The following is a 24,275-nucleotide window of genomic DNA, read 5'->3' as shown; positions in this document are numbered from 1 at the left end:
GAACATCGCTCACATCGCCGAGAAATGCAACAGAGTCTCCGCAAGCACTGTAATGCCTGCGGCCATGGCATCCAAACTCGCAAACTCATCCGGCCTGTGGCTCACGCCGCCGCGGCATGGAATGAAGAGCATCGCCACCGGAGCGACGCACGCCATGAAGAGCGAGTCATGGTAAGCCCGGCTTACCATGCGGCGATACGAATAGCCGTGTTGCACGCACGCCGCTTCGATGGCTGCGACGATGCGCGCGTCGCTCTGCGCCGGAGGATCGGCATTGATGCGCTCCTCGACGATCGAGACACCGCGCCGTTCCCGTAACTCCTCGCAGACCGCGCGTACGCCGCGCATCACGCTCTCGCGCCGCTCGGGGTCTGTGTCGCGCACATCCAGCGCCAGCTCCACGCGGCTGGGCACACTGTTCACCGCGCCGGGGTGTACCTTCACCGTACCGACGGTGGCCACCGTATCGATCGCACCGGTCGCGAGTGCAAACCTCTCCACTGCCAGAACGATCTCCGCCGCTGCGCAGAGTGCGTCTCTTCGGTCGGGCATCAACAGGGCTCCAGCATGTCCGCCAAAGCCTTCGATGATGATGCGGTAGCTTGCGGGCGCAGCAATATCGGTGACTACGCCGATCTGGATTCCGTCGCGCTCCAGCAGGGGCCCCTGTTCGATATGCAACTCCGCCCAGGCACTGTAGTAGCCGGTGGGGAGCAGCACCTCATCGAGTGATCCCGTAAACCCAGCACTCGCGCGGACCTCCGCCAGAGTCAGGCCTTCAGCATCTTTCAACTGGTCCGCAGCAGAAGCATCCAGAACGCCGGCCAGCAAGCGACTTCCCAGGCAGCCGATCCCAAATCGCGTCGGCTCCTCCGAGGTAAACATCAGCAATTCAATCGACCGCTTCGGTTTCACACCGGCGCGCTGCAGAGAGCGAATCGCCTCCAATCCACCCAGTACGCCAACGGTGCCGTCGTACATGCCCGCGTGAGGAATGGCATCCGTGTGCGAACCCGTCGCGACTGCAGGCAGCTCAGGCTCCGAACCTATCCAACGCGCAAAGACGTTTCCTACGGCGTCTTCGCGGATGGCTAATCCTGCCTCTTCATATAAACCACGGAGCCACATCCGCGCGCGCAGGTCATCCTCGGTAAAGACAACGCGCGTAACGGCGGTCTCGCCGTCTTTACCCGTCTGCTCCACATGGGTAAACGACGCCAGCATAGCCAGTTCGCTTTGCAGGCGCTGGGCGTCGACGACGATCTTCATCGCGCTTCTCCACGCGCGGCCAGCGGGTGCCGGTTCCAGTCCTTGTAGATGAGGTACTTCGCGGGCACTTTCCCAATCGCTCCAAACCACTGCGGGCAGTACGGAGCCATCCAGATGAAGTCGCCCTTGGTCACGGGATACCAGCTCTCACCCAGACGATAGATGCCTCCGCCTTCGAGCATCAGCAGACCATGCTCCATGACGTGGACCTCGACCATGCTCAGCGCAGCGCCGGGCATGTAGGTCATCGTATTCACCGCAAAATCCAACGCCAGATCGTCAGGCAGAAGCTGTCGCACTTGCAGATCTTCGTCGCCCATCAGTGGGGTGTACACGATGTCGCTCTCGCGGCCAACGAAAAACTGAGGAGCGCCCACGCCCTTCAGGGCGACATACTCTTTTTCGATTACAGCAACACGCGACGCGGACTTCGCCGTGACCTCCAGCGGATGGCCCGAGGGCAACAGCACATAGCCACCCGGCAACAACTCTTCCTGGTCCACCTGCAGATGTCCTTCGAGCACGTAGAGAAAGCGTGTGCCCATCGCACCGCCTAGCCGCCCGCCTGCTTCCATTTCCGCGGTGTACTGCGTAAATCCCGCGCCCAGCGCGGTCGCGGCGTGTACCACGGCTACTGACTTCACCATGCCGGGCAGTGCAGCGCGCACAAAGGTATCCGGCGTCTGCAGAAGATGATCGTGCCGCAAGCGGCTGCGTGTTTCGCCTAACTTATGCATTGTTCTCCTTCACCGCCAGCAACTCCACAAAGCGGACGCCAGCGTCCAGCCCCGCTTGTACATCGTCCATCAGAACACTTTCGTCCGGATGATGGCTCAGACCTCCGGGCGACCGTAGAAAGAGCATCGCACTCGGAATGTGTGGCGCTACGATCATCGCATCATGCCCGGCTCCGCTGATCATCCTACGCGCATCGTCTCCCACTGCTTTCGTCAGAGTGGCGGTCAGGGAAGCATCCATCGCCACCGCCGTCTGATCCATGCGTAGCTTTGTCTCGACGCGCACGCCACGGCCGAGGCCGCAAGCTTCCGCCTTTGCAAGTAAAGCAGAGACAGCTTCGCGGCGCACCTTGTCCTTCGCGCTGCGGACATCGAGCGTAACCCTGACCTCACCTGCAATCACATTCCCGGCACCGGGAATCGTGGAGACGGAACCGACGGTCGCCACCAGACCGCCTTTCTCCTGCGCAAGGGCTTCCGCGGCGACGATCCACTCCGCTGCCGCAGACATCGCATCCTGCCGCAGCTTCATCGGCGTCGTGCCCGCGTGATTCGCCTTGCCGGTAAACGTCAGCACATAACGGCTCTGCCCGGCGATGGCCTCCACTACGCCCAGAGCGCACCCCTCGGCTTCGAGCACAGGCCCCTGCTCGATGTGAAACTCCAGATAGGCAAAGGCATCCTGCAACATCGCTTCGGGCAACGCATCGCAGGAGAGTCCGTAAGCTGCGATGGCCTCGCGCACAGTCACGCCGTCCGCGTCTTTCGTAGCCAACAAGACGTCATCGCAAGTTCCCACGAGAGCGCGTGAGCCGATAAAGGGAACGCCAAAGCGCACGCCCTCTTCTTCCGAGAATCCAATCACTTCGATCGAGAAGGGAAGCGCTGTCTCCCGCATCGCTTCGGCGACTTCAATCGCCATCACGACGCCCAGGATACCGTCGTAGGCTCCGGCATTTGGCACCGTATCGAGATGCGAAGCCATCACCAAAGTCTTAGCGGCTTCTCCACGATGTCCACGAAGGTTCCCCGCAGCATCCATGCGGATACTCATTCCAGCCGCCTGCATCCATTCGCCTACAACGGCGTTGGCCCGTGCCATGGCGGGGGAGAGAAACGTCCGTGTCGTCTCTCCGGCGACATCCGTCACACTGGCCAAAGCAGAGCAACGCTCCATCACCCGCTGTGCGTCGGCGCTCACTACTCGCGCACCACCGTCGCCTCAATGTATCCGTGCGGATCTTCCGTAGGCACAAAGATTTCGTTGTTGTTTTCCTGACCGAAGTGCTTCAGGTCCACCAGGAGGCAGTGCTTGTTCGGCATCACCATATGCACGCGATTTACTGCAGGCACCGCCGCCATTGCAGCTTCGGCCATGGCGTAGAGCGTCTGTTGCACCGACTTCGAATCGTGCTCGGCGAACGCCTTCAGCATGGCTTCGCGGATCGCTTCGCGTCGTGCGGCAAACGCAGAGCCTCCGTCGGTGTAGTCCCAGTCCGCCGTCATTGCCGTGGCGAAGAGCCGGTCCGCCGTTGGCTTCAGCGTTGTCAGATCATCCTGGATATAGCCTTCAAAACTGGAGTTCTGTGACTTCAGGATCACCATGTTCTCCACACCGCAGACCATCGTCTTCGTCTCGCGCGTTGCGTGGTGGAGCACCGTTCCCAGCTCATCCGAGCCCCGCATAAACGACGAGCCGTGAGGCTTGCCGTCCACCACCAGGCGCTTCCACATCGCCGTCTCGATCTTTACTTCGACGGTGTGCACCTGAGGATTGCGTCCCAGAAGGAACTCCGCAAGCTCTATTGCAAACTCTTCCGGCGTCTCCGCCTTCGACTCTTTCGCGCGCGAGTAGACCGTGTTCTTCATCGTGTCCGTCGGCAGGATGTTGGAGTTGTCGCCGACCGTGTGCGCGGTCTCGAAGTCGCCTTCCAGTAGAACACGCACCGTCCACTCCAGCAGTTGATGCTGCGGCTGCGAGCGGTCCAGCTTCATCACACGCACACGCGCCTTGCCGTATCGGCTGTCGATTAGTTTTGCCACAGTTCCTTACTCCTTTTCAACTACCCCGGTAGGTGGTGTACCCATTGGACGTAAGCAAAAGCGGCACGTGATAATGTGCCTGTCCCGCCTCTACCGTGAAAGTAATCTCCACAATGGGATAGAGCCCTTTCATGCCATGGGCCACAAACCACGCTGCTGTGGCGAACCGCGCGCAGTAGACGCCGGGCACCATGATCTCGCCCTCGGGCAGCAGGAACTTGACGCGACCGTCGGCATCCGTATGCGCCGCGTTCAGCGTCAGCCACTCGCCGTCCTGGTTCAGCTCCAGTTCGACGCCCATACCCACGGCGGGTCTGCCGCTGGCCGTATCCAGGACGTGGGTCGAAATGCTCATCGCTCGCCCCGCATCCACTTCCGCAGACGCAGCTGCGTGATCTGCCGCTGCTGCTCGGCAGCATTGCGCAGTTCCGTTGCAGGATCGTTGTGCATGCGTGTATCAAGCATGGCCAGCATCTCCGACGCGCTCTTGCCGGTCGCGCAGACAATAAAGATGCGGCCAAACTTCTCCTCGTACGCTCGTTGTCCCTCGGCCATCAGCTCTTTCACGGAGTAGAGATCTGCAGCATTGCTCTGCTCTTTGGCGCTCCAATGCACCGCCTGGGGGGTCGTTTCGCCCGCGGCGTTCTTTTCGCCGATCCGGGGATGGCTGCGAAACGCTTCATTCCAATCCGTCTCCGAAAGCCCCCACCAGATGCGGTCGCTCCGCTGCAAAAGCGAATCTTCCAGCATCACCGGACGTAAGCCAGCGAGTCCACGTGCCCAGGCCCTTGATCCGCAACAGGGCAAAATCTCCCCGATCGCGTCCTCTACGGACATCCGATTCCAGCGTGTCAACACATCATTCATGTAATTTCAGCATACTCGCGTCCCGCCGCTCCTTCCGCAAACTTGCCGTCCAGATAGGCGGGAACCCCTCGCAGCACGGTTGTTTTCACGACTCCGCGCAGATTTTTTCCCAGATAGGGAGAGACTTTGTGCCGGTAATGCAGACAGTTCTTTTCGATAAAACGCGCAGATTGCGGAGCAAATCGCACAAAATTTGCGTGCCGCCCCATGGCGATGGCCCCGACTTTGCTCTCCAGCCCCGCCAGAGTGGCGGGCGCGGCACTCATCCACCGGGCAATGTCGGTTAGCGAAAACCCACGCGCCTCGGCCTCCGTCCACATCACGCTCAGCGCCGTCGAGAGGCTGGCAATCCCGCCCCACGCCTCATCGAAACGACCGCCAAACTTCTTCATCTCCGGCGGACAGGGCGAGTGGTCGGTCGCGACCAGATCGATGACACCCTCTCGCAGGCCTTCCCATAAGCCTTCGCGGTTCGCCGCGCTCCGCACCGGAGGAGCGCATTTGAACTCCGTCGCTCCATCGGCAATCTCTTCCGCAGAAAGGTGCAGGTAGTGCGGACAGGTCTCCACCGTAATCGGCAGACCTTCGGCCTTGGCTTCTCGCAACATGGGCAGGGCGAGCGCCGTCGCCAGATGCACGATATGCAGTTTGAACCGATACTTGCGGCAGAGCCCGATGAGGAAAGCAATCGCATCCAGTTCCGCCTCATCCGGGCGCGAGGCAAGATAAGTCGCGTACTTCCGCCAGTCCGCACCGTGCAGCCTGGCGCAGGCGGCGTCGATTGGCCCCTGCAGCTCCGCGTGCACCAGCAGCGGCAGACCGCTTTCCGCAATCGCTGGGAGCGCACGTTCCAGATTCTCCGCGTCGATAGACGTGAATCCATCGCATCCCGGATAGACGAGGAAGCACTTGTATCCCAGAACACCCGCACGCGCGAGGGGGAGGATGTGTTCCTGGTTGCCATCGACCGCCCCTCCCCACGCCGCCCAGTCCACCCAGCACTTGCCCGCGGCGGCAGCCCGTTTGATCTCCAGAGAAGCCACCGTCGTCGTCTCCGGCAGACAGTTTAGAGGCATATCCACCACGGTGGTAAAGCCGCCCGCGGCCGCGGCGCGGGTGGCTGTCTCAAAGCCCTCCCACTCGGTTCGTCCCGGCTCGTTGATGTGGACATGGGGATCGACGAGGCCGGGCAGAAGGGCATCGTCGCCCCAGTCGTGGACGCGCGTGCCCGCAGGAGCGGTATCCAGCACGGCGACAATGACGCCGTCTTCGACCACTACGGCCGCCGGGCGAACACCTTCGGGTGTCACCACGCGCGTCGAAACCCAGCACTCTTGTACCCTTGGATGTTTCCTTGGAACCATGCTCTGATTATCCAGAATCCGCGCCCCCCATGCGATACTTTTGGAGCCGTCAGGAAAAAATGCCCATATCCAACACCCAACATGCGCAGTTCATGCAGCAGGCCATCCGCCTTGCGACGGAGAACGTCACCTCCGGTCGCGGAGGCCCGTTTGGCTGCGTCATCGTGCGCGACGGCGAAGTGATTGCCGCCCGCGCCAACTCCGTGACGGCCACCAACGATCCCACGGCCCACGCGGAGGTCAACGCCATTCGCGCTGCCTGCGCCGCGCTTGGTACGTTTCAGCTCACCGGCTGCGATGTCTACACCTCCTGCGAGCCCTGCCCCATGTGCCTTGCCGCGATCTACTGGGCGCGCTGCCGCAGCATCTACTTTGGCAACACCGCGCAGGATGCCGCCGAAGCCGGTTTCGATGACAGCTTTCTCTACGCGGAGATCCAGCGCCCCATCTCCGAGCGCTCCATCCCCATCCAACCCCTTCTGTCCGACGAAGCCGTTGAAAGCTTCAACATCTGGCGTGAAACTACAGAGAGAATCGACTACTAAATCATGAGCAAGCCCGCAGTGAAGAAGACAGCCGCCAAGACCGTTGCTAAGAAGTCTGTTGCAAAAAAGACCGTCGCCAAAGAAAAAATCTTCCGCGTCGCCATCCTCGGCTTCGGCACAGTCGGCAGCTCGGTCGCGCAGGTGCTCGCCGCGCAGAAGTTCCCCGGCATTGAACTCACATGGATCTACAACCGCGACATCGACCGCAAGCGCGCGCATGCCGCGGCCAAGTTCGTTCCCGATACGGCCAAGTGGACGGAGAACATCGACGACGTCCTGAACTCCAGGGTCGATATCATCATCGAGACCATCGGCGGCCTCGACCCCATGGAGAAGTGGATCCGCCGCGCCCTCAGTAGCGGCAAATCCGTGGTGACGGCGAACAAGCAGCTCATCGCCTATCGGGGCGCTGCGCTCACACGTCTCGCGCAGAAGAACAAGGCTTCTCTCGCCTACAACGCCGCTGTCGCGGGTGGAGTTCCCGTTATCCCCGCAACGCTGCAGGGTTTGCAGGGCGACCGCATTACACGGCTCTCCGGCATCCTCAACGGCACCTGCAACTTCATCCTTTCGCATATGGAAGCGGGAGAGGACTACGGCGAAGTGCTGGAAAAGGCACAGGCCGCAGGCTATGCAGAGGCCAATCCCTCCGCCGACGTGGACGGCTATGACGCCCGTGCCAAGCTCTGCATTCTGGCACGCATTGCGCTGCATGCGGAACTCGATCCTGACGCCATCCCAACGCAGACGATCGCGCAGGTCTCTGCCGTGGACTTCCATTATGCGCAGGAGCTGAACTGCACGATTCGCCAGATCTCCCGCGCCGAGGTCGATGGCCGCCAGATCCGTGCGTGCGTTGGTCCCATGCTCGTTCCCTCCACTTCGCCCATTGCCTGGTCGCACGGCACACAAAACATGGTGGTTACCTCAGGTAAGTTCGGCGGCGATGTGGTCTTCTCCGGCCACGGAGCCGGCGGACATCCCACGGCTGTTGCCATCGTCAGCGATCTGCTCGCGGTCGCGCATGGCGGCATACCGGTTTCTCTACCTACCAAGAAGCGCCAGGTTGCGGGCGAGTTCCTCGCGCCGCGCTATCTCCGCTTTGTGGTTGCGGATGAGCCCGGAATCGTTGGTGCCATTACAGGCGCGCTCGGCAAGGTAGGCATCAACATCGACAGCATTCTGCAGCGTCCGGGATATCCCAAGGACTGTCTGCCTTTTGTTATCACCACGGAAGCCTGCCTGACCTCGACGATTGAAAAAGCGCTCCGCGCCATCCAGAAGTTCAGCTTCATCCTCGACGCTCCGCTCTGCCTGCAGATCCTGACCGTGGACGACAAGGCCGAAGACTAGGTTTTTGTAAAAACTCCGTCATCTCGACCGAAGTGGAGAGATCTGCTTTTGTTATCGCGCAAAGCGCGATCCGATGTGCCTCTGGCACATGGCAGAAGCAGATTTCTCCACTCCCTCCGCTTTGCTCCGGTCGGTCGAAATGACGGGGTGGGTTTGGTAGTCGAGGCCTGCACCTTTCCAGTGACATCCACTAATACCACCGGGCGATACCATAGCTGCATGCGTCGCCTTCTTGCACTTGTACTCGCTTGTACCTTCGCCGCTTCCGCGCAGGTTGTTCTTCATACCGAGCAAAATCCTCTCAACACCCCGGCGCAGCAGCGCAAGCACTATGTCGTCCTGGTCTCGCTTGATGGCTTCCGGTACGACTATGCAAAACTCCACGATGCCACCCATCTTCTTGCGATGGGCAAGAGCGGCGCATCGACGCCGCAGGGAATGCGTCCGTCCTATCCGTCGATCACGTTCCCCAACCATACGACACTCGTCACCGGCCTGCTGCCGGAGCATAACGGCATTCTCTGGAACAGCTTTTACGACCCTGCGACCCATAAGACCTACGAGTACAAAAAGAACAGCAACGACGGCAGCTTCTACTCCGGCACGCCTCTCTGGTCACTCGCGGAAGAGAATGGCATGCGCTCCGCCGCCATGTTCTGGCCGGGTTCGGAGGCTAAGATCGCTGGTCATCGTCCCACCTTCTGGGCCGAGTATCTGGACAAGTACGATGGCGAAAAACGCATCGACCAGGTCATCACCTGGCTGCAGCTTCCGCCCTCCGAACGTCCGCACTTCATCACCCTCTACTTCGCTGATACAGACCACGGAGGACACGACTTTGGCGTCGAGTCGCCCGAACTGGTCGCTGCTGTCCACCATGTTGACGTTCTCATGGGAGAGCTCTCGCGCCGTCTCCGCGCGCTGCACCTTTCGGTCGATCTGATCGTCACCGCGGACCACGGCATGATCGACATGGTTGGTCCCGTGGTGACATTGAGTGAGCTTCCCGGCATGGCTCCGCTGCTGGCGGGTGTGCGCCACGAAGGCATTCTGCTGTATCCCGAAACCGAGGCGCAGCGTGAAGCTATTTATGAAGGCTTCCGCGCGCATCCCGATCCACGCTTTACCGCGTACCGCCTTGCCGATACACCGGCATCGCTTGAGGTGCGCGAGAATCCCCGTCTCGGCGATCCTTATCTCGTCTTTCATGTCCCCACCGACGTACGCTTCGACACCACCACCGCGCCCAAAAAACGCCCGCATGGCGAACATGGTTACGACCCTCTCACCATGCCGGAGATGAAGGCGATCTTCTTCGCCGAAGGCCCGGATATTCGCAAGGGCGTAAATCTGCCCACCTTCCAGAACACAGCGGTCTATGATTTTGTCGCGAAGCTTCTTGGCCTTACCCCAGCCCCGAACGACGGATCTCTGGCCCCACTTCTACCCGCGCTCAAGCATCCGTAAGCAGCACAGAGCAAAAGAATCAGGGCACCGAGGAGGTGCCCTGATTCTTTTCGACAAGCGTGTAGTTTTAGATCTGCGCCGTGCCGCCATCGACGAAGAGCTCGATACCATTTACGAAGCTCGAATCGCTGGAAGCGAGGAAGAGCGCAGCGGTGGCGATCTCTTCGGGACGTCCCATCCGACCGAGAGGGATGTTGGCCTTGAAGGCTTCCTTCCCCTCCGATCCGAACTGGTCAAGGATCGGTGTGTCGATCGTTCCGGGGCTGAGCACGTTGACGCGGATGTTGCGGTCCTTCAACTCCAGAAGCCAAGTGCGGGCGAAGGAGCGAACCGCGGCTTTGCTGGCGGAGTAGACGCCAAAGCTAGGAATGCCTTTGCTGCCTGCGATCGATCCATTCAGGAAGATGGATCCGCCATCGTTGAAGAGCGGAAGCGCCTTCTGCACGGTGAAAAGTGTGCCGCGTACATTGAGGTCGAAGGTCTTATCGAAGCCCTCTTCCGTCACGTTGCCGATGGTGGCGAACACTCCGTCTCCCGCGCTGGCGAAGAGGACATCGATCTTTCCCTTTTCGCGCTTGACGGTGTCATAAAGACGGTCGAGATCGGCGAGAACGGCTGCGTCTCCCTGCACACCGGTCACGTTGCGTCCGATTTCCTTGACGGCCTTATCGAGTGTCTCCTGGCGGCGACCGGTGATGTAGACATATGCGCCCTCTTCTACAAAGAGCTTGGCGGTCGCCAACGCCATGCCGGAGGTGGCTGCTGTAATGACGGCTACTTTCCCTTCGAGTTTACCCATGATGCGTATCCTTTCGTACCTGGCTCGCACTGCGCGTGAAGCTTCAGGTCGTCTTCTGCACCATCTGATGACAGGCCGGATGCGTTAGATTCATTAGTTCAGGAATAACGAACTAACGTCTATGAATCCTATCCCCGCGCATACAATCGAATCTACAGATGCGCCCTCTGTTCCATCCCGCGATTGAAGAAGTGACGGTAGAAGCGATTCTGCACGCGCTTTCGGACCCGGTGCGTGTGGCGATCTACGCCGAGATCGTGGGCCAGGACTGCTCGCAGAACTGCTCGACGTTTTTGAAGGTGGACGACAAACCGATTCCGAAGTCGACCCTCTCGCAGCACTTCAAGATCCTGCGTGAAGCCGGACTGATTTACAGCGAGCGGAAGGGCGTTGAGATGCACAACACCTCACGGTGCGCCGAGGTGGAGGCACGGTATCCGAAACTGATCTCGACGATTGTGCAGGCCCATGAAGTCCAGCTGGCGGATGAGGCCAAAGCCAGACGCTCCGCAGCACGTAAGGCAAAAGCATAAGGGACCCGTGGCCCATTCTTTCGCGATAAAGCTGCGAAAGAATGGGCCACGAAGAGTGAGAAATAGAAAAGCCCCGGAGAGGTCTCCGAGGCTTTTTGGATTTTAAAGAGAATCAGTACTTGGCTACAGTAGGATCGATACGCTCGGCCCAGGCGGTGATGCCGCCCTGCACGTTCGACACATGCGTAAAGCCGGCAGCTTTGAGAATCAACGCCGCCTTCTGGCTTCGACCACCGGTCTTGCAATGGACGAAGATCTCCTCGTTCTTATGAGGAGCCAACTCCGCCAGACGAGACTCCAGCGATCCCACAGGAATCAGCGGAGCGCCTAGCGTTGCGATCTGTGCTTCGTGCGGCTCGCGGACGTCGAGGACGAAGACATCGCCCTTCTTCATCCGTGCCTGCAGCTCTTCCACCGAGACCTGGGGAATGCCTTCGACTTCGGAGGCAGCCGTCACAGCGCCGTGCGAAGAGACCTCCAGAGGTCCAACGGACGACGGCGGCGCGATACCGCAGAACTGGTCGTAGTCGATCAGTTCCTTGATCTCGTGCGTTCCGCAGGCGGGGCATTCGGGGTTCTTGCGCAGCTTCAGCGTGCGGAAGCTCATGGCGAGCGTATCGATCAGCAGTAGACGGCCGATGAGCGGCTCGCCGATGCCGAGGATCAGCTTGAGCACCTCGGTCGCCTGGATCGTTCCGATCAGGCCAGGGAGAACGCCCAGCACGCCGCCTTCCGCGCAGGATGGAACCAGTCCCGGCGGTGGCGGTTCGGGATACAGGCAGCGGTAGCAGGGACCGTTCTCCGCGGCGAAGATGCTTGCCTGTCCTTCAAACCGGAAGATCGAGCCGTAGACGTTCGGCTTGCCGGTCAGAACGCAGGCGTCGTTGACGAGATAGCGCGTCTGAAAGTTGTCCGTGCCGTCGGCGATGATGTCGAAGTCCTTGAAGATGTCCAGGGCGTTCGCGCTCGTCAGCATGGTGTTGTACTTCACGATCTTTGTGGTCTTGTTCAGACCATTCAGCATGATCTCGGCGGAGTCGACTTTCAATTTGCCGACAGTCGACTGGGAATGAATGATCTGACGCTGCAGGTTGGACTCATCCACGGTGTCGAAGTCCACCAGGCCGATGGTGCCGACACCCGCGGCAGCGAGGTAAAGCGCCATCGGCGCGCCCAGACCGCCCGTGCCTACGCAGAGCACCTTGGCCGCCTTCAGCTTCTTCTGCCCTTCCATGCCGACCTCGGGCAGGATGAGGTGGCGCGAGTAGCGCGCGATCTCGTCGTTCGAAAGTGTGACCTCTTCCGCGGCAGCAGAGGGAGCTTCTGCTACAGGCGTCGCTCCACCGGCGATCGAAGGAATGATGGAGATGTCGTCCTTGCCGGTGACTTCCGTCTGCAGGCCGTTGGGAAGGTCGCGGACATCGTCGTCGTTCACATAGACGTTCACGAAGGAGCGCAGCTTCCCTTCGGGATTGAAGAGGTTCGCTTTGAGCGCAGGGTAAAGCTCCACGAGCTTCGTCAGGCCTGCTTCTACGGTCTTTTCGTCGATGGTGGCATCGTTCTGTCCATTCGCAAACTGGCGTAACGGGGTAGGGATCAGGATCTTCATAATTTCCTTTTCTTGCTGGGCGTCGCGTTCTGCTCGCCTGGTTCTGAAATCGCTTTAGGCTTCTACTTCGATCTTTTCGTGGTCAAAAACCTTGTCGTCCTCGTTGGAGCCCCGAAGCAGGAACGAATTCGTCACCTCGGCCTTCCCCTGCGCCACGGCCGTGATGACGTAACTACAACCGTACCAGTGCGCTTCGTCGAAGTCCGTCTTGGACCAGTGCGCCGGGTGGTCGGGATGCGAGTGGTAAAAACCGACGATCTCAAGATCCTTCTTTCGTCCCTCGCGCTGCGCCTTGATCAACTCCTGCGGCGCAATGTGGTAACGATTGTGCGCCGAATCGGTGCGTGTGTTGCCTGCGCGCATGAGTTCCACGACTTCGTTTTCGCCCGGGATGACGGGGCGTCCCAGCATGATGCCGCAGCACTCGTGGGGATAGGTCTCCTCGCCATGCTGGCGCATCGCGTCGTAATCGGCCTGCTTGATCTTCAGCATTTACTCGGTCCAGAACCTTTCGCTCAGATACTTGTCCGCGCCATCGCAGAGGATGGTGACGATGACGGCTTCCCGTCCTGCCGCATGCTCTTCTTCGGCAATCTGCAGGGCCGTTGCCACGTTGGATGCGGCGCTGATGCCCACCAGGATGCCCTCTTCGCGCCCAAGGAGCTTGGCCATGGTGTAGGCCACTTCGGTGTCCGCCCAGAGATTGCGGTCGGCCAGCGTCTCGTCGTAGATCGGCGGAACGATGGCGGTCGGCATGTGCTTAAGGCCTTCGAGGCCGTTGAAGGGCGAATCGGGCTGCATGCTGATGCATTTGATCTCGTGGTTCAGTTCGCGCAGACGCCGCGTCGTTCCGGTAAAGGTGCCGCTCGTTCCCAGGCCGGCGACGAAGTGCGTGACGCGGCCTTCGGTCTGGAACCAGATCTCTTCGGCGGTGGTTTCGTAGTGCGCGCGCCAGTTGTTGTCGTTGCCGTACTGGTCGGCGTAGTAGAACTCATCTCCGCTTTCGGCGGAGAGTTTGCGCGCCAGACGGATCGCGCCGTCCGAGCCTTCGTCGGGTGCCGACCACTGGATCGAGGCACCGTAGGCCTGGAGAATCTTCTTCCGCTCCGGCGAGACGTTACCCGGCATGCAGAGCGTCACGGGGAACTGTAGCGCCGCGCCCAGCATGGCGTAGGCGATGCCGGTGTTTCCGCTGGTCGCGTCCAGAAGACCGCGTCCGGGGCGCGTCGGGCCGAGTTCGCCGCGCGCGAAGGCATCTTTCACGATGTAGGAGGCGGGCCGGTCCTTCACGCTTCCGCCGGGGTTGGCAAACTCGCCCTTGGCGAGCAGCGTAATGCCGGGCAGATGGGCGGCCAGGCGTTCCAGACGCACCATGGGCGTGTTGCCAATGCGGTCCAGGATGGACCTGCCCAGCAGGTGGGTCTTGAGATCCATAGGGAGGTCGGTCGAGTTGGAGGTCATCGTCGTCATTCTGTTTTCGTTACCGGTGCACACCCTTTGCTGCGAGCCCCAAGGGTGTGCGAAAGTTAATCGTACCTGACAGGCTCACATCAGTCCCAATCGAGCACCAGACCGAGGATCCACATGGCAAAGAAGAAGACCGAACAACGCACCTTTGACGACGTGATCTCCCTGCTGGGCAAGGAAAGATTTGATGTTGTGCGTGCCTCCGAAGGTGCAACCAAGGGCACGGCCTACCGCGTTACCAAGTACGGCTGCGCCGCCGAGATCGCCAAAGATACCGACGGGACCGTGGAAATCACCCATCGCGCCGGATTTCTGCTGAACGGCCAGATTGCCACGATCCTGGACCGGGGCTACCAGAAGTTTCTGAAGACGCCCAAACTGGAGATCGCCGCCACCGCCGACCACCTCCGCTCGATTCACCATTTTTCGGAAGAGTTCAAAGAGGCCACCGGTTCGATGTCGCTCTATAACGAGTCGCTCGGGACGACAAGCGACAAGTACATGTACGACCGGGTGCAGGGGCGGGAGTAGTCCGCTTCAGGTCTTCTCTTGTCTTGTCTTGTTCTGTTTAAAGTCTAGCAAGCTGGGTGGGGTAAGTCTGCCAGGTTTCCGGAACTTCTATCTTCTCTGCTTTCTTGGATTTGTAAACTAGAACGTAGGCCAAGGGCTTGACAGAAATTTGCTCTTCCCTTGTTCTGTTTTGGTAAAAACTTTCATGCGGAGTGCGACAAACTTCTTTACACACCTCCCTGTGGTTCCCTAAACTTATGGAAGATGACCGAAAGATTGGAGCAGGTTTTATGCTCCTTCTTGGGGAATGGAAGGAAGGGTTTCATGAGCGATCAAGATTTGAAGAAAACAGTGAAAGCCATGAAGTCTCTTCAGGAAGTACACGAAGCTTCACCTGCGAAGGCTCTGGCTTTCTTAGTAAAAGCAGGAATCGCCACCAAAACCGGGAAGCTAGCGAAACCTTACAAGCAGATTGCATAGCCTTTCCACTTCGTTTGTTCTCGGGTATCACGGATGTGATGCCACTACCGGCGAAAAGCTGTTGAACAATGAACCCTTTAAACAAAGTGAAAATGACTACGATTGGCTTGGACCTGGGATTTACTTTTGGGAAGCCAACCCCAGGCGCGCCCTGGATTGGGCACACGACTTAGGGAAGCGGAAGGCTCGAAGGGGAAGTGGCACATTCAAACCCTTTGTCGTCGGTGCAGTCATTAATTTGGGTTTTTGTTTAGATCTCATTACTTCGAATGGCATTCAGGCTGTGGAGCAAGCCCATAAGGGACTTGTCGCTACAGCACTCTCGACACATTTCACTCTTCCCGTGAACGAAGGTGGCGACGATCTGCTCCTTCGTAGACTTGATTGTGCCGTGATTCAGTACTTGCATGCCGCGCGTAAAAAACAAAATGAACCCGAATTTGATACTGTTCGCGGTGTTTTTACAGAAGCTAAGCCTTTGTACGAAAATTCGGGATTCCGACGGAAAACCCACATTCAAATCTGTGTGATTTCTCCCAATATGATCAAAGGGGTTTTCCGTGTTCCTCCGCAGCACTTTGAGTAGCCTGCACCTTGTTCTCCACAAAAGCCCGCCTGACGCCCAGCCTTAGTACCTGCGCCAAGCCCATAAGGCGAGTAAGGCGTATAGGCTCCGCAGGGGATATAGGTGCCTCCGTATGGCACCACGCACCACCGTGGCGGATCTGCGAGCAGAGCCCAGAGCAGCAGCGCCATCCATCCGATTCCCGTCCATCCAAAGAAGAAGTTCAGCAGCAGAATGCCGCCGAGGTTATGGCCGCGGTGCGAAGCCACGATGGTGGGAAGGAAGTACAGCGCGAGCAGTAACGTGAGTGTGATCATCCGGGTCGCCTCCGTGGCGGCTTGAATTCTCTACGCAGGCATTTTGGCGAAGAGTTCCGCTAGAGACCGAGGTCGCTCAGGACGGGATGGGTCGTCCGGTCCCCCCGGGTCAGAAGAAGAGGCGGTCTTCGGGTGGGCAGATCGCCCACCATTAGTTCTAGGCCAAAAGAATTTCTCGTGAAAAGTCCGTCTTCGTCCCGCATAGGGATGCCATGCGGGATATAAACGTTGTACGCCTGAGCGTAACTTCTAAGACTATTGGGAGACACATGTTCAACTTTAGGCGCCATTTTGCGCCCGCACTCCTGCTCATGATTGCTTCGATCCCCGTTTCGGCGACGACCTACTACATCTCCCAGTCAACCGGCAGTGACACCAATAGCGGCCTCAGTCAGGCGGCAGCATTTAAGACGCTTGCAAAAGCGAATACTCTCACGAGCCTCAAAGGTGGCGATTCCATCCTCCTGAAGCGTGGCGATGTCTGGCATGAAGAGCTCATCGTCCCCAGTTCCGGGACTTCTACAAAGAGCAGATTCCTCATTGACGCCTATGGCAGTGGCAGGGTGCCCATCCTCGACGGGGCGGATCCTGTCACCGGCTGGAAACTGATTTCGGCTGACACCTACCAGGTGCGTCGCACCATCCCCAGCTATAAAGTCTTTGTCGATGCGCTCTACACGCAGACGGTTCCTTTGATCCGAGAGGGCAATCTCACAGCGGCAATCAATGAGCCGGGTTCGTTTTACACCGACGCCGATACGCTCTATGTGCATCTTGCCGACGGTTCCAACCCGTCGAAGCACACCATCGAGGTCTCTGGGACCGGTCATCAGACCGGCATTGTTGCCTCGAACAAATCCTATGTCACTGTGCAGAACCTCGCGATCATGCGCACCACGAACTCCGGTGTCGCCTTTGTCCTGGACTATGCGAACAATTTGGGGACAAGCACCAACCAGTACAACACGCTGAATGCGCTGATTATCTTCAATACCGGCTCGTCCGCAGCCATGCCCTTTGGCTTCGACGGCGGCATCCTGGTCCGCGCAAACACTTCGGCCGGATCGCTCGCCCTGCGTGGTTGGCAGATTACGAACAACTACATTGGCAGGCTGGACTCGGTTGCGGGGTTGAACTACAACATCGGCGGCATCCAACTGCGTGGTCTCTACGGTGCGCTGGTGAAGGGCAATCAGGTCAAGACCACGAACGCGATGGGGATTCAGGAACGCTGCTATGGTCTGGCTTCTTCCTGCGGATACAACATCATCCAAAGCAACACGCTCACGGATAACGAAGGCAACATCTCAGCAGAGACGGCATACGACCAGGTTCTGAGCAACACCATCACGAACAGCCGTGGCTTTGGGTTCCAGGTTCAGTCCTACGGCTATGCCGCAAACAACGTCATGATGCACCTGGGTATCAGCACCGATGGCAAGCTATACAACGGCATCGACGGCAATGGCGGTGACCATGCCCGCTATGTCAACAACACGATCATCGATGTTTACGGTTGTTCCCTAACAGTCGAGGGTGCGGCACCGGGCGTTACCGTCACGGGTGGAGTCTACAACTCGAACAACCTTTCGGGATGCGCAGTTTACACAACCGCGACTGCGGGGCCTGTCGCCTTCAGCGGCAAGATTTCGTGGATCTTGAACGCGTCCGTGCCCAAACCCTTTGGCTATCAAATGCTGAACGCGTCGGACAGTGCCCATCGCATGAACCTGGCGCAGTTCCTCGTAGCGACTAAGTAGGCTGGGTTTGACAAGCAACGCCGCAATGATCGTCGCGTACTGATAGCCGGAAGCCTGAGCGCCTACAGGTGAGAGGAAGAGGCGCTCAGGATGTACCGATGCGTCGAGATAAATTGAGTGACTTATTACTGTCGGCTTCACCAGAACTTGTTTTATGGCAGCACGATACCAACGGCATGAGGGGATGAAAACAGCAGATTCCTCCGCTTCGCTACGGAATGACAAAGTATAGCAATGCTACGAAATGACAAAAATGTAAATGCTACGGGATGAAAAAGATACAAGCGGGCTGTGCCAGAGTTAGTACCTCCGCCAAACCCCATAAGGCGAGTAGGGCGTATAGGCTCCGTAGGGGATATAGGTGCCGCCGTACGGCACCACGCACCACCGTGGCGGGTCCGCGAGCAGAGACCAGAGCAGCAGCGCCATCCAGCCGATTCCTGTCCATCCAAAAAAGAAGTTCAACACCAGGATGCCGCCGAGGTTGTGGCCGCGGTGCGAGGCCACGATGGTGGGAAGGAAGTACAGCGCGAGCATCAATGTGAGTGTGATCATCCGGGTCGCCTCCGTGGCGGCTTGAAGATTCTTACGCAGGCCCCTGGCGAAAAGTTCCGCCTTTTGACATCGCCTAGAGGCCGAGGTCGCTCAGGCTGGGGTGGTCGTCCGGTCTCCGTCCCTGCGGCCAGAAGAAGAGCCGGTCTTCAGGGCGGATAGGGAGGTCGTTGATGCAGGCGTAGCGCCGCTCCATGATGCCTTCGGCGTCGAAGAGCCAGTTTTCATTGCCGTACGAGCGGAACCAGTTGCCGGAGTCGTCGTGCCACTCGTAGGCGAAGCGGACGCCGATGCGGTTTCCGTCAAAGGCCCAGAGTTCTTTGATCAGGCGATACTCCAGTTCGCGCTGCCACTTGCGTGTGAGGAAGGCGACGATCTCCGCACGCCCGTGTACAAACTCGCTGCGGTTGCGCCACTCGCTCTCCGGCGTGTAGGCCAAAGAGACGCGCTCGGGATCGCGGGAGTTCCAGCCGTCTTCCGCCTTGCGGACCTTGGCGATGGCGGTTTCGCGCGTAAAGGGAGGGACCAGACTGACGGGGGCTTTTTCGCTCATGCTTACCTCACTGCAGGGTTATCGCCTACGCTGCCACTCGCGATAGGCTTCGCTTTTACCGATGCCGCGTTCTTTCGCGACACGTTTCAGAGCATCCTTTTCTTCCAGACCCTCGGCCTGCATCAAGGCGCGCACTGCCTGATAGACGCTTCCAGAGGTCACTGCGGTAGCGGCAATCTCTCCTGAGAGGAGAAGCACCATCTCGCCGCGCAGGCTGTCGCGTTTGGCGATGACGGCCCGCACTTCGCTGACTGAGCCACGGAGAAACTCCTCGTGCAGCTTGGTGAGTTCGCGGGCGAGGGCGATGCGGTGCTCCGCGCCGAAGACAGCTTCCACGTCGGTGAGGGCGTCGACGATGCGGTGCGGGGTCTCGTAGAAGATCTGCGTCGCGGGGGTGGAGGCGGAGAGCATCTCGCCGCGCAGCGTCTCCAGCAGGGACTTGCGTTCGCCCGACTTGGAGGGAAGAAATCCACGGAAGGCGAAGCTCTCCGTTCCCAGGCCGCTCGCGATCAGGGCGCTGAGGGCGGCGTTTGCGCCGGGTACGGGAAAGACGGGAAGACCGGCGGCGATGGCGGCAGAGGCGATCTCGCCTCCGGGATCGGCGATGCCGGGCATGCCTGCGTCGCTCACGATGGCGATGCGGGCCCCGGATTTCAGTTCGGCTACGAGCTCTTCGGCGCGCGAGCGTTCGTTATGCAGGTGGTAGCTGACCATCGGCGCCTTGATGCCGAAGTGGTTGAGCAGCTTGATGGTCTGCCGGGTGTCTTCGCAGGCGATCTTGTCCACGCTCTTGAGCACACGCAGGGCGCGGAGTGTGATGTCTTCGAGGTTGCCGATGGGCGTGGCGACCAGGTAGAGGCCCGGCGCCAGCGGTTTGGCATCGTCTAAGCTACTGGTCACGCTGGTCCGTCCGCGAGGCCCGTTCCAGGATGCGGCGTGACCGGCCCAGGAGATGCATCGCGAGCGAAAGACTCTGCGGGGTCACAATGCCGAGGACGCGGTCGCCTGCGCCGTTGTCGCTGTTGCGCTCGATGATGGGCACCATCTGGGTTCCGCCACCGCCGATGCGCGCAAGCGTGGCGGAGAGAGAGTCTTCCGCGGCGGCTACGGGAAAGGTCCGTGCCATGACGCCCTGCACGTAACCGTTGCCCTGGCTGAGGGCGTCGGAGAGGGTCTGCCGCGAGACGGTTCCCACAAGCAGTGAGCCGCGCACGACGGGGAAGATGTCCTGCAGGGAGTGGACGCTGCGGTCCATGGCCATCTCCAATGTGTCGGCGGAGGAGATGGTGGTGAAGTCGGTGAGCATGACGTCGCGCATCAGGACGCTTTCGCCGGTCGCTGTTTCAGCGCCGACGGCGGTGGCGGCTTCCATCTGCGCGCCCACCATCAGGAACGCACCCATCACCATTAACCAGACGTTCTGCATGGAGATACCGGCGATGACGAGGGCCATGGAGACGGTCTGGCTGATGCCTGCCATGGCGCGCGCGCCGCGCACAGTGCCCCGGATCTTTGCAAACCGCTGCCGAAGGGCGACTCCGGCATCGAGCGGAGCGGCGGGGATGAGGTGCAGGCCGCCGAGGAGGACCTGTGTCCAGATGAGTGAGCGCAGGAGATAAGCGGGCGTAACCCACGGGCGCTCGAAGAGATTGACCTGATTCGTCGCCATGTAGAGCAGAAGCGCAAGCGTGATGCCGACGAAGAAGTTCGCCAGAGGACCCGCGAGGGCCACGAGGTGGCTTTCCTGTGCTTCCTTCTTTGAGCCACTGGAAAAGGAAGGCACCGCTCCCGCAGGAAGGATGAGCAGGGAAGAGAGCTTCGCTCCCGAGGCGGCGAAGGCGATGGAGCGTGCCACTTCGCGGACCATCACGGCGACCAGCATCAGGAGCCAGAGGGCAAAGCCGCGAATGGCGGTCGCGCCGGTAAAGGCCGCGTAGGTCATGCTGAAAAACAGGAACAGGATCCAAAGCACATGCAGGCGAATTTCGACGCCGAACAGAACTCCAATCCGCAGGGAAGGCGTGCGCATACCTCGATTGTATGCCCGTTTCCGGACGCTCATTGCGCAGGCGACGGCCTTGTATCATGCAGAGAGTGCGGGTGATAGCAGGTACATATCGATCGCGGCCCCTGGTTGCACCTCCGGGAACGGCGACGCGTCCCACCAGCGACCGCCTGCGCGAGACGCTCTTCAACGTCCTTGCCCTGCGAATCGCGGGTACACGGTTTGCCGATCTCTATGCAGGTACCGGCGCTGTCGGGATCGAAGCGATCAGCCGGGGAGCGGAGCATGTCTTCTTTTCGGAGACGAACGCGAAGGCGCTTACGGCGATCCGCGCGAATCTTAAATCGCTCGACCTTCGCTCTGGCTACACGCTGGAGCCAGCGGGCACGGCCACGCTCTTGAAGCGGATCGTGAAGCAGGGCAATGTGCTGGATGTGGTCTTTCTGGACCCGCCGTACGACGAGGCCGAAGAATATACCCGGACCCTTTCAACGCTTGGGAGCGAAGGTTTTGCGGCCTCGCTTGCGGAGGATGTGTTGGTGCTTGCGGAGCATACGCGGAAGCAGCCGTTGTCTGATCGATATGGACGCTTGGCGCGGACGCGCACGCTGCTGCAGGGAGATGCGGCTCTCTCGTTCTACTCGATTGGGGAACCGGTGGTGGAGCTTCCAGCGTTGGTTGATTAGCCTCGGAAGCCGCCGCCTTCGCAGGCCTGTGTGCGCAGATTTACGGTGAAGGGGAACTCTTTGTCCGTCTTTATATCCCAGCCGGTGCCGTGGAGGATGTCGTTTTCCGCATGGCCGAGGATGATGCCTTCCCAGCTCAGGCGAGGCGTCTGCCAGCGTACATCGCCTGCACCTCGCACATAGATAGAGTGGAAGCCGACGAAGACGACGGCGTCGCTCTCGGGTACGGGCAAGACCTGCACTACGGGGCGAAGGGGGACCTGTTCGATCTGGTCGGGATGGAGGGTGTCGACGAGGTAGGCGTAGCCGCCCGCTACGGCGCAGAGTTCATCCGGCTCCGGCATGGCGAAGACGCCGGTTGCGACGGAGCCGGTCGAAAAGCCGAGGGCGCAGAGGGCCAGAAAGCTGCCGCCCTCGCGTGGTTGAACGTTAAGGAACAAGGCTCCGCGCGCCAGGGCGTCTTCTTCGCCGGGGACGGGGACGGGCCAGGTGAACTGGCGCGCGGGAGCGATCATGGGCGGACCGGAGAGGGTGGTCGCCTTCCAACTGGGGGAGAAGCTGCTCAGATCTGGTGCTCCCAACCACGGGCCAGCAGGGGAGTCTCGCTGCCATCGGGCATGCGGATGACCACAGGAGGCTGGTTCTTCTTGGCCTTCTGGATCTTGCCGATGCGTGTGACCTTCACGCCTGCAATCTGTTTGGGAACCTTCTTGCCGGTGAAGAGGAGTTCATAGTCTTCGCCGCCGTGGAGCGCGTGCAGAAGGGTACCGCCGAGGGGAATCAACTTGGCATCGATGATCGCGGCGACGCCAGATTCGGCACAGAGGTGGGCGAGATCGGTGGAGAGGCCGTCGCTGAGATCGATGGCGGAGTTGATCTTGCTGGTCCCTGCGCGACGAATCAGGGCGCGGCCGACGTTCAGGCGCGGTTTGGGAAAGAGATGAGGATGACCGTCTTTGTCGGTGACTTTGGCGCGGGTGAACTTCTTGGGGTCGTCGGAGAGAACTTCGAGCTCGACGGCGGCTGCGCCCAGGGTTCCGGTGACGTAGATGCCGTCGCCGACCTTCGCGCCGGAACGGAGAAGGGCTTTTCCACGGGGGACGGAGCCGAGGAGGACGATGTCGGCGAGGATCTCTTTGCCGGGGGCCGTGGCGGTGTCGCCTCCGCCCAGCTTCACGCCGCTGGCCTTGGCAAGCTCCAGGACGCCTTCGAGGAAGTTGTCGACCCACTTGCGGCCGGGGGCCTTGTCCATGGTGCCGACGGGTAAGGCAAGCGAGAGGAAGACGCCCATGGGACGTGCGCCCATGGCGGCCAGGTCGCTGAGACCGCGCGCGAGGCAGCGGTGTCCCGCGGCTTTGGCCGGGTGCCAGTCACGGCGGAAATGGGTATTTTCCAGAGAAAAGTCCGTGGTGACGACGATCTCTGATTTGCCCTTAGGCCGTAAAACGGCGGCATCGTCACCGATGCCGACCCGCAAAGGTCCACCGGCTCGCCCGGCACGGGTCCGTACCGATTGAATGAATTTACGTTCGCCCTGATGATGTTGTTTGTTCACACGGTAAGAATACCGCCAGATGCCGTGCTCGGGTGAAACCTTAGTGCCAAAGATGGAACGTTTTGCCAAGCCTTAGGAACCGGTTGCCCCACCCCCTCGAAAGGGCTAAACTCGTCCAAGCCCAACAGGGAATCGATGCATGCAAATCGAGATCGGCGTTTCTCATATACCCCGACCGATTCTCTGCCAACCGCAGAGACAGCACGAAGAGCCCGAAGGCAAGGTTGATTTGATTTGAAGAAGCGCTTTTATATCGTCTTCGTCTCTCGCGACGAGGACGGCACGCTCAATAAGCTTCCTGTGCCGCTGCATTACGCCTACATGTTCGTAGCGGCGGCTGTGATTGGTCTTTTCACCATCACGGGGATGGCGGGGTCGTATTCGCGCATGCTGCTTAAGACCGCTCGTTTCAACCAGATGCGGCAGGAGCAGAATTCGCTCCGCAAGGACTACGCGAACCTGGAAAAGGTGACGCACGAAAAAGACGTTCAGGTGGCTTCGCTGGGGTCGTTGGCGAGCGAGGTCTCCGCTCTATACGGTTTGACGGTCAATAAGCTCACGACCACGACCAAGGGACTTCAGAAGAACGCTCCCAAGTCGGCGGGAGTGCAGGCCACGGCGCAGCTCGCTTCCGGTTCGACGGCGACGTTTACCGAGGAGAATTACTACAAGTCGGTCGAAGACTTCTACGCTCTACGGTCTACGGCGATGAACGGCTCGGCGAGCCGTGTGATCTCGAGCACCTTTTCCACCAGCCCTCTGCGCAGCCTGGATCCGCTGAGCGATCTTTCGCTGGTGTCGAGTGGACCCTCGCTCTGGCCGGTGATGGGGCCGATCAGTTCGCCCTTCGGACAGCGGGAAGATCCCGTTCTGGGAGCGGGTGAAGGCGAGTTTCACAAGGGCGTAGACATCTCCGCTCCGCAGGGAACGCCGATCCATGCAGCAGCCGACGGCGTCGTGGACACTGCGGCGTTCGGCAACGGCTATGGCCGTGAGGTGCTGATCGATCACGGCAACGGCATCAAGACGCTGTACGGTCATATGTCGGGCTTCGCTGTCGTCTCGGGCCAGCAGGTGACGCGCGGTCAAGTGATCGGTTTTGTGGGGTCCAGCGGACGCACGACGGGCTATCACTGCCACTATGAGGTCCGCATCCGCAATACGCCGGTCAATCCCCATAAGTATCTGCGCAGCACCATGGCGGACGTGGCGACGATCGCCCATTAGTCTGATTCATCC

27 protein-coding genes are annotated in these 24,275 nt (G+C 59.9%); 9 read left to right on the top strand and 18 right to left on the bottom strand.

Features of this window, described 5'->3' with window-relative positions; genetic code table 11:
• Positions 1 to 9: 9 nt before the first annotated feature.
• Genes ACIPR4_RS17335 through allB form a run of 7 tightly spaced genes read right to left on the bottom strand, consistent with a single transcriptional unit; the run spans position 10 to position 6,280 of the window.
• A complete protein-coding gene (locus ACIPR4_RS17335) occupies positions 10 to 1,269 on the bottom strand; it encodes a M20 family metallo-hydrolase (RefSeq protein ID WP_013569966.1) in 1,260 nt (419 codons plus the stop codon).
• Positions 1,266 to 2,006 carry a (S)-ureidoglycine aminohydrolase gene (allE, locus tag ACIPR4_RS17330; RefSeq protein WP_013569965.1) on the bottom strand — a complete coding sequence of 247 codons (741 nt, stop codon included), beginning with the start codon at positions 2,004 to 2,006 and terminating at the stop codon, positions 1,266 to 1,268. The genes ACIPR4_RS17335 and allE overlap by 4 nt, the downstream gene beginning before the upstream one ends.
• Positions 1,999 to 3,207: an allantoate amidohydrolase gene (locus ACIPR4_RS17325; RefSeq protein WP_013569964.1), complete on the bottom strand. Its 1,209-nt coding sequence runs from the start codon at positions 3,205 to 3,207 to the stop codon at positions 1,999 to 2,001. The genes allE and ACIPR4_RS17325 overlap by 8 nt, the downstream gene beginning before the upstream one ends.
• Positions 3,207 to 4,049 (bottom strand): factor-independent urate hydroxylase, encoded by an 843-nt coding sequence (gene pucL / locus ACIPR4_RS17320; protein ID WP_013569963.1) that lies wholly within the window; start codon positions 4,047 to 4,049, stop codon positions 3,207 to 3,209. The genes ACIPR4_RS17325 and pucL overlap by 1 nt, the downstream gene beginning before the upstream one ends.
• 16 nt (positions 4,050 to 4,065) lie before the next feature.
• Complete coding sequence (gene uraH, locus ACIPR4_RS17315) at positions 4,066 to 4,404, bottom strand: hydroxyisourate hydrolase (RefSeq protein ID WP_013569962.1); 339 nt, start codon at positions 4,402 to 4,404, stop codon at positions 4,066 to 4,068.
• Positions 4,401 to 4,916, bottom strand: coding sequence for a 2-oxo-4-hydroxy-4-carboxy-5-ureidoimidazoline decarboxylase (gene uraD / locus ACIPR4_RS17310; protein WP_013569961.1), 516 nt, complete (start codon positions 4,914 to 4,916; stop codon positions 4,401 to 4,403). Before uraD ends, uraH begins: the two co-directional genes overlap by 4 nt.
• A complete protein-coding gene (allB, locus tag ACIPR4_RS17305; protein ID WP_013569960.1) occupies positions 4,913 to 6,280 on the bottom strand; it encodes an allantoinase AllB in 1,368 nt (455 codons plus the stop codon). The genes uraD and allB overlap by 4 nt, the downstream gene beginning before the upstream one ends.
• A 59-nt stretch (positions 6,281 to 6,339) precedes the next feature.
• Between allB and ACIPR4_RS17300 the strand changes: the two genes are divergently transcribed.
• From ACIPR4_RS17300 to ACIPR4_RS17290, 3 genes are all read left to right on the top strand, one after another.
• Complete coding sequence (locus ACIPR4_RS17300; protein WP_013569959.1) at positions 6,340 to 6,825, top strand: nucleoside deaminase; 486 nt, start codon at positions 6,340 to 6,342, stop codon at positions 6,823 to 6,825.
• A 3-nt stretch (positions 6,826 to 6,828) separates the two neighbouring features.
• Entirely contained in the window at positions 6,829 to 8,178 is a 1,350-nt protein-coding gene (locus tag ACIPR4_RS17295) for a homoserine dehydrogenase (protein ID WP_013569958.1), read from the top strand.
• 219 nt (positions 8,179 to 8,397) lie between these two features.
• Positions 8,398 to 9,645, top strand: coding sequence for an alkaline phosphatase family protein (locus ACIPR4_RS17290; protein ID WP_041586168.1), 1,248 nt, complete (start codon positions 8,398 to 8,400; stop codon positions 9,643 to 9,645).
• Between the two features lie 67 nt (positions 9,646 to 9,712).
• Here the strand turns inward: ACIPR4_RS17290 and ACIPR4_RS17285 are convergent, their stop codons facing one another.
• Positions 9,713 to 10,444 (bottom strand): SDR family oxidoreductase, encoded by a 732-nt coding sequence (locus tag ACIPR4_RS17285; protein ID WP_013569956.1) that lies wholly within the window; start codon positions 10,442 to 10,444, stop codon positions 9,713 to 9,715.
• 158 nt (positions 10,445 to 10,602) lie between these two features.
• On the opposite strand from ACIPR4_RS17285, the gene ACIPR4_RS17280 reads away from it, so the two are divergent.
• The gene (locus ACIPR4_RS17280) at positions 10,603 to 10,977 is read left to right on the top strand and encodes an ArsR/SmtB family transcription factor (protein ID WP_013569955.1); all 375 of its coding nucleotides are present in this window, start codon (positions 10,603 to 10,605) and stop codon (positions 10,975 to 10,977) included.
• A gap of 112 nt (positions 10,978 to 11,089) precedes the next feature.
• Here ACIPR4_RS17280 and moeB read toward each other — a convergent pair whose 3' ends face one another.
• From moeB to ACIPR4_RS17265, 3 genes are read right to left on the bottom strand one after another with little or no spacing between them, the layout of a single operon-like run.
• Positions 11,090 to 12,586, bottom strand: a complete 1,497-nt coding sequence (gene moeB, locus ACIPR4_RS17275) for a molybdopterin-synthase adenylyltransferase MoeB (RefSeq protein WP_013569954.1) — start codon at positions 12,584 to 12,586, stop codon at positions 11,090 to 11,092.
• A gap of 54 nt (positions 12,587 to 12,640) precedes the next feature.
• On the bottom strand, positions 12,641 to 13,078 hold the full coding sequence (locus ACIPR4_RS17270; RefSeq protein WP_013569953.1) for a M67 family metallopeptidase: 438 nt from the start codon (positions 13,076 to 13,078) through the stop codon (positions 12,641 to 12,643).
• Positions 13,079 to 14,056, bottom strand: coding sequence for a PLP-dependent cysteine synthase family protein (locus ACIPR4_RS17265; RefSeq protein ID WP_013569952.1), 978 nt, complete (start codon positions 14,054 to 14,056; stop codon positions 13,079 to 13,081).
• Between the two features lie 114 nt (positions 14,057 to 14,170).
• On the opposite strand from ACIPR4_RS17265, the gene ACIPR4_RS17260 reads away from it, so the two are divergent.
• Positions 14,171 to 14,584, top strand: a complete 414-nt coding sequence (locus tag ACIPR4_RS17260) for a hypothetical protein (RefSeq protein ID WP_013569951.1) — start codon at positions 14,171 to 14,173, stop codon at positions 14,582 to 14,584.
• A gap of 303 nt (positions 14,585 to 14,887) precedes the next feature.
• Positions 14,888 to 15,043 (top strand): hypothetical protein, encoded by a 156-nt coding sequence (locus tag ACIPR4_RS22830; RefSeq protein WP_013569950.1) that lies wholly within the window; start codon positions 14,888 to 14,890, stop codon positions 15,041 to 15,043.
• 516 nt (positions 15,044 to 15,559) lie between these two features.
• Here the strand turns inward: ACIPR4_RS22830 and ACIPR4_RS17245 are convergent.
• A complete protein-coding gene (locus ACIPR4_RS17245; protein ID WP_041586165.1) occupies positions 15,560 to 15,925 on the bottom strand; it encodes a superinfection immunity protein in 366 nt (121 codons plus the stop codon).
• A 269-nt stretch (positions 15,926 to 16,194) separates the two neighbouring features.
• Here ACIPR4_RS17245 and ACIPR4_RS17240 point away from each other — a divergent pair, with 269 nt between their 5' ends.
• The gene (locus ACIPR4_RS17240; protein ID WP_013569948.1) at positions 16,195 to 17,685 is read left to right on the top strand and encodes a right-handed parallel beta-helix repeat-containing protein; all 1,491 of its coding nucleotides are present in this window, start codon (positions 16,195 to 16,197) and stop codon (positions 17,683 to 17,685) included.
• A gap of 300 nt (positions 17,686 to 17,985) precedes the next feature.
• Here the strand turns inward: ACIPR4_RS17240 and ACIPR4_RS17235 are convergent, their stop codons facing one another.
• From ACIPR4_RS17235 to ACIPR4_RS17220, 4 genes are all read right to left on the bottom strand, one after another.
• Positions 17,986 to 18,240: a superinfection immunity protein gene (locus ACIPR4_RS17235; RefSeq protein ID WP_013569947.1), complete on the bottom strand. Its 255-nt coding sequence runs from the start codon at positions 18,238 to 18,240 to the stop codon at positions 17,986 to 17,988.
• 73 nt (positions 18,241 to 18,313) lie between these two features.
• Positions 18,314 to 18,790, bottom strand: a complete 477-nt coding sequence (locus ACIPR4_RS17230; protein ID WP_013569946.1) for a nuclear transport factor 2 family protein — start codon at positions 18,788 to 18,790, stop codon at positions 18,314 to 18,316.
• An 18-nt stretch (positions 18,791 to 18,808) separates the two neighbouring features.
• The gene (gene rsmI / locus ACIPR4_RS17225; RefSeq protein WP_013569945.1) at positions 18,809 to 19,690 is read right to left on the bottom strand and encodes a 16S rRNA (cytidine(1402)-2'-O)-methyltransferase; all 882 of its coding nucleotides are present in this window, start codon (positions 19,688 to 19,690) and stop codon (positions 18,809 to 18,811) included.
• A complete protein-coding gene (locus tag ACIPR4_RS17220) occupies positions 19,680 to 20,819 on the bottom strand; it encodes a CBS domain-containing protein (protein ID WP_013569944.1) in 1,140 nt (379 codons plus the stop codon). The genes rsmI and ACIPR4_RS17220 overlap by 11 nt, the downstream gene beginning before the upstream one ends.
• 71 nt (positions 20,820 to 20,890) lie before the next feature.
• On the opposite strand from ACIPR4_RS17220, the gene rsmD reads away from it, so the two are divergent.
• The gene (rsmD, locus tag ACIPR4_RS17215; protein WP_342612300.1) at positions 20,891 to 21,481 is read left to right on the top strand and encodes a 16S rRNA (guanine(966)-N(2))-methyltransferase RsmD; all 591 of its coding nucleotides are present in this window, start codon (positions 20,891 to 20,893) and stop codon (positions 21,479 to 21,481) included.
• Here rsmD and ACIPR4_RS17210 read toward each other — a convergent pair.
• Both ACIPR4_RS17210 and thiL read right to left on the bottom strand, forming a co-directional pair.
• A complete protein-coding gene (locus ACIPR4_RS17210) occupies positions 21,478 to 22,062 on the bottom strand; it encodes a hypothetical protein (protein WP_013569942.1) in 585 nt (194 codons plus the stop codon). The genes rsmD and ACIPR4_RS17210 overlap by 4 nt on opposite strands.
• Positions 22,044 to 23,105, bottom strand: coding sequence for a thiamine-phosphate kinase (gene thiL / locus ACIPR4_RS17205; protein ID WP_245536371.1), 1,062 nt, complete (start codon positions 23,103 to 23,105; stop codon positions 22,044 to 22,046). Before thiL ends, ACIPR4_RS17210 begins: the two co-directional genes overlap by 19 nt.
• 165 nt (positions 23,106 to 23,270) lie before the next feature.
• Here thiL and ACIPR4_RS17200 point away from each other — a divergent pair, with 165 nt between their 5' ends.
• Positions 23,271 to 24,263: a M23 family metallopeptidase gene (locus tag ACIPR4_RS17200; protein ID WP_013569940.1), complete on the top strand. Its 993-nt coding sequence runs from the start codon at positions 23,271 to 23,273 to the stop codon at positions 24,261 to 24,263.
• Positions 24,264 to 24,275: the final 12 nt, after the last annotated feature.

It is taken from the genome of Terriglobus saanensis SP1PR4, assembly GCF_000179915.2.
GTDB lineage: Bacteria > Acidobacteriota > Terriglobia > Terriglobales > Acidobacteriaceae > Terriglobus > Terriglobus saanensis.
This window is presented reverse-complemented; position numbering and strand designations above follow the sequence as displayed.